The sequence below is a fragment of the Bartonella sp. AP88HLJMH genome (assembly GCF_042195605.1).
Classification (GTDB): Bacteria; Pseudomonadota; Alphaproteobacteria; order Rhizobiales; family Rhizobiaceae; genus Bartonella.
Genome location: NZ_JBHIOR010000002.1, coordinates 135,339 through 149,329 on the forward strand (window position 1 = coordinate 135,339; position 13,991 = coordinate 149,329).

At 37.3% G+C, this 13,991-nt stretch carries 10 protein-coding genes; 1 reads left to right on the forward strand and 9 read right to left on the reverse strand.

Translation table 11 applies throughout. The annotated features are described in order from the left end of the window. Nucleotides 1–174: 174 nt before the first annotated feature. Nucleotides 175–696, forward strand: coding sequence for a methylated-DNA--[protein]-cysteine S-methyltransferase (locus ACFIMA_RS01715; protein ID WP_375693031.1), 522 nt, complete (start codon nt 175–177; stop codon nt 694–696). On the opposite strand, the gene ACFIMA_RS01720 is transcribed toward ACFIMA_RS01715, so the two are convergent. The 9 genes from ACFIMA_RS01720 to thiC all read right to left on the reverse strand — a co-directional run bounded on the left by ACFIMA_RS01720 (nt 693) and on the right by thiC (nt 12,404). Then, nucleotides 693–3,014 (reverse strand): ATP-binding protein, encoded by a 2,322-nt coding sequence (locus tag ACFIMA_RS01720; protein WP_375631672.1) that lies wholly within the window; start codon nt 3,012–3,014, stop codon nt 693–695. The two genes, ACFIMA_RS01715 and ACFIMA_RS01720, sit on opposite strands and share 4 nt — an antisense overlap. Before the next feature lie 285 nt (nt 3,015–3,299). Next, on the reverse strand, nt 3,300–5,927 hold the full coding sequence (pepN, locus tag ACFIMA_RS01725; RefSeq protein ID WP_375693032.1) for an aminopeptidase N: 2,628 nt from the start codon (nt 5,925–5,927) through the stop codon (nt 3,300–3,302). Between the two features lie 73 nt (nt 5,928–6,000). Further along, nucleotides 6,001–6,840 carry a uracil-DNA glycosylase family protein gene (locus ACFIMA_RS01730; protein WP_375631677.1) on the reverse strand — a complete coding sequence of 280 codons (840 nt, stop codon included), beginning with the start codon at nt 6,838–6,840 and terminating at the stop codon, nt 6,001–6,003. 451 nt (nt 6,841–7,291) lie between these two features. Next, nucleotides 7,292–8,050 (reverse strand): hydroxymethylpyrimidine/phosphomethylpyrimidine kinase, encoded by a 759-nt coding sequence (locus ACFIMA_RS01735; RefSeq protein ID WP_375693033.1) that lies wholly within the window; start codon nt 8,048–8,050, stop codon nt 7,292–7,294. After that, nucleotides 8,041–8,646 carry a thiamine phosphate synthase gene (locus tag ACFIMA_RS01740; protein WP_375677795.1) on the reverse strand — a complete coding sequence of 202 codons (606 nt, stop codon included), beginning with the start codon at nt 8,644–8,646 and terminating at the stop codon, nt 8,041–8,043. Before ACFIMA_RS01740 ends, ACFIMA_RS01735 begins: the two co-directional genes overlap by 10 nt. After that, the gene (locus ACFIMA_RS01745) at nt 8,643–9,416 is read right to left on the reverse strand and encodes a thiazole synthase (RefSeq protein WP_375677794.1); all 774 of its coding nucleotides are present in this window, start codon (nt 9,414–9,416) and stop codon (nt 8,643–8,645) included. Before ACFIMA_RS01745 ends, ACFIMA_RS01740 begins: the two co-directional genes overlap by 4 nt. A 4-nt stretch (nt 9,417–9,420) precedes the next feature. Next, a complete protein-coding gene (gene thiS / locus ACFIMA_RS01750; protein ID WP_273791115.1) occupies nt 9,421–9,618 on the reverse strand; it encodes a sulfur carrier protein ThiS in 198 nt (65 codons plus the stop codon). A gap of 3 nt (nt 9,619–9,621) precedes the next feature. Then, nucleotides 9,622–10,572 (reverse strand): glycine oxidase ThiO, encoded by a 951-nt coding sequence (gene thiO, locus ACFIMA_RS01755; RefSeq protein WP_375631685.1) that lies wholly within the window; start codon nt 10,570–10,572, stop codon nt 9,622–9,624. Further along, the gene (thiC, locus tag ACFIMA_RS01760; protein ID WP_375631687.1) at nt 10,569–12,404 is read right to left on the reverse strand and encodes a phosphomethylpyrimidine synthase ThiC; all 1,836 of its coding nucleotides are present in this window, start codon (nt 12,402–12,404) and stop codon (nt 10,569–10,571) included. Before thiC ends, thiO begins: the two co-directional genes overlap by 4 nt. Nucleotides 12,405–13,991 lie beyond the last annotated feature (1,587 nt).

Consider the following 13,991-nt stretch of genomic DNA (forward strand, 5'->3'; position numbering starts at 1 on the left):
GGAACGTCAATCTATAGATGTGTCCGTTTCATAAAAGGATGAGAGTGTATTTTAATACAATGGCTAAGGAGATCATTTCAGAATGATTTTATTTGTTTTTTAAAGAGAGTGAATACTCTCCTTTTACTTTATTGATGATGTTCAAGACTTATTTAAAATATAAAGAAGGTTAAAATGCTGAACATTTCCCAAACGAGATTCTGTCTGAAAGATGTATCAATAGGAAAGCTTTTGGTGGCTAGGTCTCAAAGAGGGATTTGTCATATAGCGTTAGGAGACACTATAGAGCAATTATTACAGGAGTTTACGATACGCTTTGGTGATGCACAACAAGTTGTAGGTGACAATACATTTAAGAGAGAAGTTGCCCATATTATAGCCATGATAGAAACACCTAAGCTGGTAAAAAAATATAATTTTCCCTTAGATATAAATGGTACAGTTTTTCAACGACAAGTATGGGCAGTATTATGTGATATACCATGTGGTGAAACAATTTCCTATGAGATCTTAGCGTGCCGTATTGGTATGCCGAAAGCTTTTCGTGCCGTTGCTAATGCCTGTGCACGTAACGAATTGGCTGTTATCATTCCTTGTCATCGTGTTGTGCGTAAAAATGGTTTTATTTCAGGGTATCGTTGGGGGGACAAACGGAAACAGATTTTACTACAACGAGAACAAAATGGAGAATTTTAACTTTGTGTGATGGGCATTATAATCGTTACAGTTGTTCCTTTCATTTCTTTTGAAGTAATTTCAAGTTTTCCTTTGTGGAGTTCTAGCAAGGAGCGTGAAATGGCTAATCCAAGACCTGAGCCTGTATGAGACTTAGTAAGCTGATTTTCAACTTGTTCAAAAGGTTGCCCAAGTTTTTTAATTGCTGATTGGGGAATACCAACACCTGTATCTGTAATTTTAAAAATAAGGTTATTTTTTTTCTTGAAAGCGCAGACATCAATATTTCCGCCAGAAGGCGTAAATTTAACGGCATTAGAGATGAGATTAAGGAAAATCTGTTTCATTGCACGACCATCAACTTCAGCATGAAGTTCTGGGGTAATGTTTGTTGTAACAACAATATTTTTTTCTTGAGCTTGGGGCGTTAGTGTTCGTACTGCTTCACTAATGATGGGCTCAAGATCGGTATTTTTACAATCAAGCGTAAATCTTCCTGCTTCGATTTTTGACATATCAAGAATGTCATTGATAAGGGTTAGAAGATGGGTTCCTGAATTGTAAATATCATGCATATATTCCTTATAGCGTTGTGAGCCAAGAGGGCCAAAAGTTGATTGCAACATGATGTCTGAAAAACCAAGAATAGCATTCAGAGGCGTGCGCAATTCATGAGACATATTGGCTAAAAATTCTGATTTAGCCTTATTAGCACTTTCGGCGCGTTCTTTTTCTGCTTTCAAACTTTTATTAAGTTTTTCAACTTCTGTTGCGCGTTGTTGAGCACTCCCTCGCGCGCGCTTGAGTTCTTGAATGAAAGAAAAAAGACGCCTTTCACTGTCTTCAAATTTTTCCTGTTGTTGTTTAAGCTCAGAAATGTCAGTACCAATACAAACCAATCCTCCATCTTGGGTTCGTCGTTCGTTAATTTTGAGCCAACAACCATCTGCCGTTTGGCGAATACTGGTTAAGTTACCAGTACCATCATCTTTAAGGGGATATTCACTGAGTGCAGGGCGTGCCATGGCTTCGACGGTTGCACGTTGGATACCTGATTGGAGAATTTGTTTAGGAATAGCGGCATATTCGCAAAATTTGCTGTTGGACATGACTAAACGTCCTTCAGCATCCCACAAGACGAAAGATTCTGAAATGTTTTCAATCGCATCACGGATACGAAGGTCGGCTTGCGCTGTTTGTTCAGCCAATTGTTGCTGTTCACTAATATCGAAGGAAATACCAACCAAATGGGGTTCTTCTTCTTCAGTCACTTCGGCACGAATGCGCATCCATACATAATGACCATCAGCATGACGCATAGGAACGTTAATATCGATATGCTTTTTTTTACCGCTCATTAATTCCTGAGCAAGATCAAAAAAATTCGCATCATTTGGATTGATAATGGCGCTAATTTGGGAAATTGAGAGCAATGCATCTTGAGGGACATAGCCGAGCATTTCGTACATTGCTCGTGACCAGTAGACGCGTCCACTTGCCATATTCCAATCCCATAGTCCACAGCGTCCACGCATCATTGCCATATCAATACGGTTTTGAATTTTTTCTGAAACAAGATCTGTTTTGCGTGCTCGTACAATTTGGTTATAATAAGCATAAAGAAGAGCGAGGATAACGCCACTAGTTCCAATGAATATGGTTATATTTAACGAGAGAGCTTTCCGCCATTCCATGTAAATATGTTGCATTTTTTCACTGATGAATACCCCATATTGTCCATTTTCTGTTTGCTGAAAGGAAGCAAGAGCAGGAATATCTTTTCCTATTGTAATTTTCATGATTCCAGCATGTTTTCCTAGAGCTTGTAAAGTAATGCTTTCAGAGGTAAAATCCTGTAAGGGTTTTCCTAAGACAATCTCGGAACTTGATGAAGCTAGGACATTGCCTTTTTGATCGACAATAGCAATAACAGCGCTGGTTTTTATAAAACCTTTGTTACGAAAATTGGTTAGGATATTTTGTAAATGATTATGAGAAAGAGCAGCAGCTTTTCCTTGTCGAGTGGCGGCAAGTAAGTCACGGTCAATCGTATTGGTAATATGAGAAGCTAAGAGAGTGATGGTAGAATGCGTGTTTTTATCAATTGTGTTGCGCCAATCATAGATTGATAGGAAACGGATCGCTGCTAGCGTAACAAGAAATGCAAGAATTACAAATGGGAGTGAACGTCGCAGCCAAGGTTCAATAAAAAGAAGTTTTTGATAGGCAGGACCAGAAAACAGATTGGTACGCTCTGTCCGCTCCTTGCGACTTTGAGCGCTTGATTTTGAATCAGCATACACCTCCCTTGGCGCATTATATGCGTCCAATTTAGCCATCTCGCGTTCCTTTAATTCTGGAATAATGTGATTTAAAAACTGCTTCGATATTCATAGTAACCCCATCGAGTGCAATGAATCAAAACAGGAGTCTTCTGTCCAGTCTTTTTTTTAAAAAAATAATTTTACTTTTATAATTTTGGAATATGAAAAGAAAAAAGTACTTTAAACGTGATCTATAAACAGGCTTAGATTGCCTGTTTATAGATTTAATGATGATCGAATAGTTTATAGAATTTATTTAAAAAAATATTATAGCATATTGATTTAAAATAATTTTTTGTTTCAAGTAAGCAGACGGTTGATGATATCAGCAACATCGCTTGATAATTTTGGCGCAGCAGCAATCATTTTTAATTCAGTTTCAAGTTTTTGTTGTCGAATAGGTTCTAATTGTCGCCAAGAGCGCATCATTGTTAATAATCGTGAAGCAAGCTGTGGATTTTTTTTGTCAATTTCCAAAATGACTTGGCAAAGAAAATGATAAGACGCTCCATCCATCCTATTAAAGCCCGTGAGATTGTTAGAGGCAAAAACACCGATTAGGGAACGTACACGATTAGGATTATCTTGTGAAAAAAGCGGATGTTGCATGAGCTTTTGAACATTCTCGAGTGTTGATGTGCCAGCAACCATTGCTTGAATAGAAAACCATTTATCCATGACCAAAGGGTCATGCCGATAGCGGTTTTCAAAATCATTTAAGGCATTTTGTGCCTGCTCACTTTCATTAAAACGCTTCACGAGAACAGCGATACTCGCCATACGGTCAGTCATATTATCAGCTGTTGCATACTGTATAGCAGCTCGATTTGGATTGGCTTCAGCAATGGAAAGGTAATCCAGTATGATATTCTTTAATGCTCGCTTTCCAGCTTGTGCAGTGTTTGGTGAATAGGGCTCTTGGGTTTGCATTTGTCCATAGAATTTTGTTAAGAGCTCTTGATGAGTTTGTGCAAGTGAAACTAAAAACTGATTGCGGATATAATGAATACGATCTGGGTCAATATTTTTACCGATTGTATGAGCAAGCTCAACTTCACTAGGTAAATTTAAACAGAAGGCACGAAATTCAGGCTCTAAGGTTTCATCTGTTATGATCGTTTCAATCAGCTTTAGCAAAGCAGAAGAGAGTGTTGCTTTTTCTTGTGTTTTATCTTGAATGCTTTGAATCAAAGCTTGCGTCATTAAATGATTAAGAGATTGCCAGCGATTGATGTGATTGTCATCATGTTGTGCAAGAAAAATAAGTTCTCTTTCATTGAATGGAGTGTGTAGAATGATTGGTGCTGAAAAGTCTCGCAGCAGTGATAAAACGGGTTTTTCACGCAGTTCCTTTAATGTAAAGGTTTGGCTTTCCTTGGATAAAAGCATAACATCTGATTGAATATTTGTATCTGCTTCATAGGTGAGGTTTTCTCCATTAGGTCCTAGGAGTCCAAAAGCGATAGGGATAAGCATAGGCTTTTTTGTATTTTGTTGTGGGGTTGCGGGAATATGTTGCTTTGCATGAATTGTTAAAACACCATCGCTATAATGACTATCGATTTCTACATTGGGTGTTCCTGCCTGTTCATACCATAGCATGAATTGGGAGAAGTCTTGACCAGACACTTCAGCAAAACAGGTAATAAAATCTTCAATTGTACAAGCTTGTCCATCATAACGTTGAAAATAAAGATCAGTGCCTTTACGAAAAAGAGTAGGACCTAAAATAGTCCGTATCATGCGAACAACTTCAGCACCTTTTTCATAAACAGTTGTTGTGTAAAAATTATTAATTTGGCTATATTGACGAGGACGCACAGGATGCGCAAGAGGTCCTGCATCTTCTGCAAATTGCGTCGCTTTTAATGCTTTTACATTTTCAATTCGCTGTAGGCTGCGTACATTTTGATCTGATGAAAATTCCTGATCACGATAAACAGTGAATCCTTCTTTTAAACAGAGTTGAAACCAATCGCGACAGGTAATACGATTACCGCTCCAATTATGGAAATATTCATGTGCAATGACACGTTCAACATTTCTATAATCCTGATCGGTTGCTGTTTCAGGATCGACAAGAACATATTTATCATTAAAAACGTTAAGGCCTTTGTTTTCCATTGCTCCCATATTAAAGTCGGAAACAGCAACAATATTGAAAACATCAAGATCATATTCGCGCCCAAAACATTGTTCATCCCAACGCATGGAACGTTTAAGAGCATCCATTGCATAGGTTGCGCGTTCGGTTTTTCCTTTTTCTACATAGATACCAAGCTCGATACGTCGTCCAGATACAGTTGTAAAATGGTCTTCTAACTTATCAAGATCTCCACCTACTAAAGCAAAGAGATAAGATGGTTTGGGATAAGGATCTTCCCAAATGGCAAAATGGCGATTATTTTCTAAAGTTCCTGTTTCCACCAGATTACCATTTGAAAGCAAGATTGGGATTGTTTGGGTATCTGCTTCAATTTTCACTCTATAGGTAGAAAGAACATCTGGGCGGTCGTAAAAATAAGTAATACGACGAAAACCTTCCGATTCGCATTGTGAGCAATAAACACCATTTGAAAGATAAAGCCCCATAAGTTGGCGGTTGCTTTCAGGATTCAGTTCCGTAACCAATTTCAATGTAAAAGGAACCGTTGGTGGCGTTGTAATTTCTAAACGTGAAGGCGTCACTTTATAAGTGTTTGGGGCTAATATCTCATCATTAATAGAAACGGAAATTAAAGTAAGATCATCACCAGAAAGAACAAGAGGTGTTAATTCTTTTGTATCGTGACGGGATTCAATAGACAATATGGCTGTAACATAGGTTTTTGTCGGTGCTAATTGGAAAGAAAGTTGTGTTTTAGGGATAACGTAAGGGGTTGGTTGGTAGTCTTCCAAACGATAAATAGATGTTATTGGCTGTTTCATAGTTTTTTCCCATTTGTATTTTAAGAGTTAAAGAAGGGTGTGTTAATTTTAGAAGCAAGATAGGATTAAAGAATTACAAAAGGTTGTCGAGGCGATTTTTTACTTCTAAGAAGTCTATCCATGTAAGCTTCTTTTGACTAGGGGTTCTAAGAAGGTAAGCAGGGTGGAAAGTTGGCATAACAGGTATTTTTATATTATCCTCGCTTTCATAGATATGCCATTTCCCTCTTGTTCGGATAATCCCATTTTGAGATCCAGTAAGAAACTGTGCAGCAACACCTCCCAGTGCTATAAGAACACGAGGACGCGCTAAATAAATGTGCCGTTCAATAAAAGGGCGGCACAAGGCAACTTCTCTTGGTGTTGGTGTACGATTTCCTGGTGGACGCCAAGGAATAGTGTTGGCAATGTAAACATTATTTCTTGTTAAGCCAATTGATGCGAGGATTTTATTAAGCAACATCCCGGCTTTTCCCACAAAAGGAATTCCTTGTATATCCTCGTCTCGTCCTGGTGCTTCGCCTATAAGCATCAGGGGGCTTCCTGCTGTTCCATCTGAAAAACAGGTATTTTTTGCTGTCAATTTTAATGAACAGCCATTAAATGCAAGGAGAGCAGATTTTAATTCATCAAGTGTCTTGGCACTTTTTGCACTCTCTATAGCTGTGGATTCATTTTGTATAGTCCTAGAGTTATGCAGCTGATGATGATCTAATTTTACGGTTGGAGATGTTTTGGGAGATGCTTGTTGATTATGAGAAATGTTCACGACAGATATTAATTTTCTCTCTGAACAAGCAGACTGCTTAAAACGATCAATAGGGAAATCCGTCAGAACGGCATCCGCACCACTTTCTTTATAAAAGTTTAAGAGTTCTTCATAGGAAATTGAGCACGGCGTTTGATTTAACATTTTACTTTTTCTAATGATCTAGCGATTATAGATCAAACAAAATTATCCTTCAAGTTTTATTAAATGTATTCGCTAGCCATTAATGTATAAGAACGCTGATAGGATTCTCTCTTTTCACAAAAAAGGCAAATCGTAAAATGCGAGTGTTCGCGATTATATGCATCTTTAAATGTATAATTTGTTTAAATTGCGTTATTTCAACTTTTTAAACAGACTAAACTCACTCGTAATAAAAGAATTTTTTACTGAATGCAAGTGGTGTGATAATATTTTTTATCATTATATTCTATATTTAATACTTAATGAAAGTGAATTTTGTAGTATTTTATTTATAAAATTAAGTATATATTTCAAATTAATATATTTAATATTTTTTTAATAAAAGTTATTAAAAAAATATAATAATATGAAATATATAAATATTACTTTTATATGAGAAAATACTAAGACGTTATAAACTATTTTTACAATGGGTTAAAAGCAATGTGTGGATATATTCTTTTGCTTTTTTTACCGCTGAAATGAGAGGTTCATTTAATGCTAAATGCGCTGCAATAGCGCTTGAGAGAATGCAACCTGTTCCTCGCATTGTTCCTTTTAAACGTGGAGTAGAGATATTTATGACTTCAGTTTTGTCAATGAAGCTATCAATTGCAAGAGGCCCCTCTGCATGTCCCCCTTTTACTAAAATAGAGCGAGCTCCCAATGACAAAAGTTTTTTTGCTTGTTGTATTGCTTGCTTATCATGAGATGCCAATGGACTGTGGCTAAGAAGAGCGAGTTCTTCTCTATTCGGTGTTAAAAGATCAACATGAGGAAGCAGTTTATCGATCATCGTGTCGATGATTGTTTCCGTTATTAGTTTTCCTCCTGATGAAGCGACAAGTACAGGGTCCAAAATAACTGGAACATGGGGATAGTCTTTGAGTACGTTACAGATTGCTGCTATAATTGCTTTTGTCCCCGTCATACCGATTTTTATTGCGCTTATTGGATTTGCTTCTAGGGCAGCACGCATTTGCGCAGCGACGAGGTCTCCACGCATTGGAATGATTTCGACAACGCGATTATCATCTTGTACGTTAACACAAGTAATTGCTAAATTTGCTTTTATTTGAAAATGTGCAGAGGTTTCTATATCACGAACAATACCAGCACCTCCTGTTGGATCAGTGCCCGCAACAATAAGAATAGAAGGTATCAACGCCATGTTTGTGTCACTTTTATCCACTGCTGTACACGCTCTTCTGGTTTTTTATGGAGGATAATATCAGTCACAACAGCAGCACTATTTGCTCCTGCTTTTAAAACACCAACTGCGCGTTCTGGTGTTAAACCACCAATACCCACCAAAGGTAAAGCACCAATCCGCTTTCTCCATTGTTTGATTTTTTCTAGTCCTTGCGGCATCCATTTCATTTTTTTTAAGATTGTCGGATAAATAGGACCAAGTGCAATATACTCAGGATTAGCAGAGAGTGCGGTATCCAATTCATGTTCATCATGTGTACTAAGACCAACTTTTATACCACTTTTACGAATTGCGTGAAGATCAGCATTGCTTAGGTCTTCTTGTCCCAGATGAATAAAATTACACTTTTCATCAATTGCTATTTCCCAATGATCATTAATAATTAATTGTGCTCCCAATTTATTGCATATGTTTTTTGCACGCTTAATATGTTGACGGATTATTTGTTGATTTTCATGTTTCATACGCAATTGTACGAGCTTGATGCCAAGAGGAAGCAAACGTTCAACCCAATCAGCGTTATCAACGATGAGGTAAAAAGGATCCAGTTTCATGAAAATACTGCTTTTCCAATGATTGGTGTTGAAGGGACTGCTACATTGCGTGCTTCGATCATGCCAGCTTTATATCCTATACGTCCTGCTTGAACAGCTTTAGAAAATGCTTCAGCCATCAAAACAGGATCAGCTGCTTTAGCAACTGCGGTATTAAGAAGGACCGCATCATAACCCAGTTCCATAGCAACAGCGGCATGTGATGGGCGCCCAATGCCGGCATCAATAACAAGAGTAGCATCAGGAAGGTAAGCACGGATAGAACGCAATCCATCAGTATTATGAGGTCCTTTGGCAGAACCAATAGGAGCACACCAAGGCATAATAACACGGCAACCAATGTCGAAAAGTTTTTCAGCAACAATGAGATCATCCGTTGTATAGGCAAAAATTTTGAAACCTTCATTGTTTAAAATTTGAGCAGCTTCGATTAAGGAAAAAATATTTGGCTGTAAGGTATCTGAATTACCGATAATTTCGAGTTTAATCCAAGCCGTTTTAAAAAGATCTCTTGCTAATTGGGCTGTGGTTACGGCCTCTTTAACAGTATAACAACCAGCAGTATTAGGAAGCACTGTTACCCCAAGTTCTTGAAGAAATTTCCAAAATTGTCCACCTTGTTTTCCACCTGCAGTTTCACGGCGCAAGGAAACAGTTACAATTTCCGTATTCGATTTATGAATAGCATCACGAAGGATTGCTGGTGAAGGATATTGCGCTGTACCTAATAGAAGACGGGAAGAGAATTGTCGTCCATAAAGATTCAGCATAATTTTAGCCTCCTTGCATTGGGCTTAAAATTTCAATTTTATCTCCTTCATGCAAGACAAATTGGCTTCGTGCATCTATGGGAACAACTTCAGCGTTAACAGCAGTTGCAAGCCAATTTCCTTCATACCCCAATTCTTCAAGCAAGAGACCGAGAGTCATAACTTCTGTTTGGACTGTTTCACCATTAACAAATATTTGCATGTTTTATTCCAATGCCAATTCCATTGCTCGTTTTGCCATTTCTGGAGACAACAGAAAACCATGTCTATAAAATCCATTAATAGAAATAAAGTTACCATCTTTATGCACAGAAGGGAAGTTATTAGGATAACATGGACGAACACCAACGCCAGATTCAATAATTTCTGCTTCAGCAAAAGCAGGATGTAAAGTATAAGCCGCGTTGAGCAGTTCCATCATTGATCTTACAGAGATTGCACCATCAAAGTCACTTTCAATCATCGTTGCACCAATCATAAAAATATTATCTTGTCGAGGTACAATGTAGAGAGGAAACCGTGGGTGAAGAAGACGAATTGGACGCGAAATTTTAATATCGGTGCAGCGCACGAGAAGCATTTCGCCGCGTACGCCCCGTATATTTTTATCTTTTCCTAAACGTGCTATTCCTGTCGCATCAATAACAATATCAAAATTTTTTTCAGCTATTTCTACATCAACAAAACAGGCTCCATTGTTGAGAAGCTTTTCTTTTAAAGCCATAAGTGCTTTGCGAGGATCAATATGGGCTTCATTTTCATAAAAGAGTGCACAGTTAAAACGTTCCGCAAGATCTGGTTCAAGATGAGCTATTTCTGTATTATCTACGGTTTTGTGATTATGCGTACGGACAGAAAATCGTTCAAGCTCTCCTCTATCTCGTGTAGGTGCAACCACTAAAGTGCCTTTTTGTATGACAAGGTTTGGGAGCGTTTTACGCCACCATTGTATAGCTTGTACACCAAGATCTTCAACAATTTGTTCTGCACTTTCCCTTTCACAGTAAGGTGCAAGCATTCCTCCTGCATACCAACTAGCACTTCCTATAGGTGAATGAGGGGGGGCCGATACAGTAACAGAAGCACCTTTTTGCTGTAACATAAAGGCAACTGTTAAGCCGCCTACACCTGCACCTTTGATAAGAATGTTCTTCAACTATTTACTTTCTTTTTTTGAGGAGGAACAATTTCCATATAAAGGTCACCATTTTTCTGATATTTTTCGGCCATGGCGATCATACCTTCCCCTTTTGTTTTTCTTATTGCAGCTGCCTCACGAATATCATGGGAAATACGCATAGAACAGAATTTTGGTCCACACATGGAACAAAAATGCACTAATTTATGGGCTTCTTTAGGCATTGTCTCATCGTGAAAGGCACAGGCTGTTTCTGGATCAAGAGAAAGGTTAAATTGATCATGCCATCTAAAATCAAATCGTGCACGCGAAAGAGCATTATCGCGCAATTGTGCTCTAGGTAAACCTTTAGCAAGGTCAGCGGCATGAGCAGCAATTTTATAAGTGATCACACCAGTTTTTACGTCATTCCTATCGGGGAGTCCTAGGTGTTCTTTAGGTGTTACATAACACAACATAGCAGTTCCAAACCATCCAATCATAGCGGCACCAATTGCTGATGTAATATGGTCATAACCAGGAGCAATGTCCGTTGTAAGAGGTCCCAAAGTATAAAAAGGCGCCTCATGACAAAGATCTAATTGTTGCTCCATATTTTCTTTAATTTTGTGCATTGGGACATGCCCAGGACCTTCAATCATAACCTGTACATCCTTTTTCCAAGCAATTTTTGTCAATTCTCCCAAGGTTTTAAGCTCTGCAAATTGGGCCTCATCATTGGCATCGGCAATAGAGCCAGGGCGTAACCCATCTCCTAATGAAAGAGAGATATCATATGTTTTTGCAATATCACAAATTTCATCAAAATGTTCATAGAGAAAGCTTTCTTTGTGATGATGGAGACACCATTTTGCCATAATAGAACCGCCTCGTGAAACAATACCTGTTACACGATCAATGGTCATAGGAATAAATGGTAATCTTAATCCTGCGTGAATGGTAAAATAATCAACCCCTTGCTCTGCTTGCTCAATAAGGGTATCACGGAAAATATCCCATGTTAAGTTTTCGGCAATACCCTGTACTTTTTCGAGTGCTTGATAAAGAGGAACTGTTCCGATGGGCACAGGAGAATTTCGGATAATCCATTCACGAATATTATGAATATTTCGACCTGTTGAGAGATCCATAACTGTATCTGCTCCCCAGCGAATGGCCCAAACCATTTTATCAACTTCTTCTTCCATAGATGACGTTACTGCTGAATTGCCAATATTGGCATTAATTTTAACACGGAAATTACGCCCAATAATCATGGGTTCGCACTCTGGATGATTAATGTTTTGTGGAATAATGGCGCGTCCACAAGCAATTTCATTGCGAACAAATTCGGCAGTATAAATTTCTGGTATTGATCCAGAAAATGTTTCATTTGATGGTACATTCTGCCGTTCTTTTACTGCTAATCCTTCATTTTCTCGTATAGCCACATATTCCATTTCTTCGGTAATAATGCCTGCGCGCGCATAAGCCATTTGTGTAATTGCTTTGCCATTTTTTGCTCGTAAAATAGGACGTTTTTGTTTAAAGGCTGGTGTAAGGTTTTTATCAGAAGTCAATCCATTATCTTCAGGTTTAACTAATCGTGCAGGATAAGTTTCAGTATCATCCCGCTTAGAGAGCCAAGGCAAGCTAATTGCCGGCAAACCTTTTGTAATATCAATGATCATATCTTTATCTGTGTAGGGGCCAGAAGTATCGTAGACGTTTAAAGGTTTTTCACCACTGCCATCAGTCAGTGAAATTTCACGCAATGGTACGCGCACATCAGAAAAGAGAAGGCTCTGTTGATAAATTTTGCGTGAAGCGGGAAAGGGGCTACAACTGATTGATGGAGTATTTTTCTGCACAAACTTTTTCCTTATAGACACGGAGTTCAAAAATAGGTTGCGATGTTAATGGAGTTACGATGTTAATGGAGATGTATTCAAATTATCAATCACGAGCATTCAGATGAATAGGGATAGTATTGCTTTGTAGCAAAGAAAACCCAATACAGCTCAAGAAAAGTTATTTTGAAAAAATAATACAATATCTATTCTAATATTTTTATACCTCCTCCCACTTGAAGTATTTTTGTTAATACGAATATGGTTGGCTTAAATATCTATATTGTCAATCATAAAAATATATTTTAAACGATTTTGGTGTGTTTTTAAGAGTGTAAATAGATATTATGAAGTGATAAACTATGATATTGAAGCTTTTATAAACCAGAATAAAGTTAAAAACGGATTATCAGGGAAAAATTAGATAGTTTATGGCTCTGATTGATATTTTTTTCATATTAAAATAATAACTCAGAATACCATAAGATTCTCTCATCATATATCTTTTCATATAAAATCACTTCCTTGCACGTCATAAGTGGGGGCGTATGGGGCAAAACACTTGAAGAAAGGAAGCCAAATGTCATTTAATGAACATTCTAAGAGTGAGGCTGTCAAAACGTGGGGGCCAACAAAATGTATGATGGGTTCCACTTGTATCTTCAAAAGCTTAAAGCTGATGATCTATAATGGCTTACTATTTTATTATTGACGTGCGCTGTCGTAAAATAAAAGGAGTATATTTTGAGCAATATTTCTTAAAAAGTGCGTAATATGCAATATCATTATATTTTGTTTGGGGTACTTTATTCTTGATGAGGGGGATGTTCCCATTAAGAATGCGATAAACAAAAGCGTGAAACAATACCTAATCTTTATTATAAAAATAATATTGCCTTGAATCTTTTGAAAATTGTGAAGATGAATAAAAAAATAACGATAAAAATGGACGTTGGCTTTTCATATGAAGATTTCATCAACACTTTTAAATAGTTGGAAGAGAAAGGAAAGCAAAAGGATGTATCTTAGCACAAAAGTATACGTAAATTCATTTAAGAGCCATATGATATCGTGCAACAATATTTACAGATAAAAAATAACTAATTATGTGTTATATGCAAGAAAAACTTACTACTTATAATGTAATTATCTTATTATTATTATAAAACAAGATAAAAATTGAATAAATTTGCGGAAAAACAATTTTTGAATAAGTAGGGAATTATGAGGAAGAGTAACCAAATTCCCACTAATATTACTGTTATTAACAGTGTTATAAATGGTAGCCATATAAAAGCTGCAGCTATACAGCCAGTGATGATTGGTACACTCCATAGATAGGCAAATGCGCCAATAAGGTCTTCATCGATAAATGCATCAGAGAATTCTTTATTTGGAGTACCATAGCATTTTATAATCGCTTTGCATTGTCCCACTCACATCATAAAACTCGTTATGCACATTATGAAGGATATAAAAACAGCTTGTTTTTTAGGTCTTGTTCAAAAAAACATATTTAAGTAGTGCGACTGCGCTAAATAACGAAGAAAATGCTGGAAGGAATAGAAAAGAACACCTAAAATATTCTTTTTTCCATTCTACTGTAAC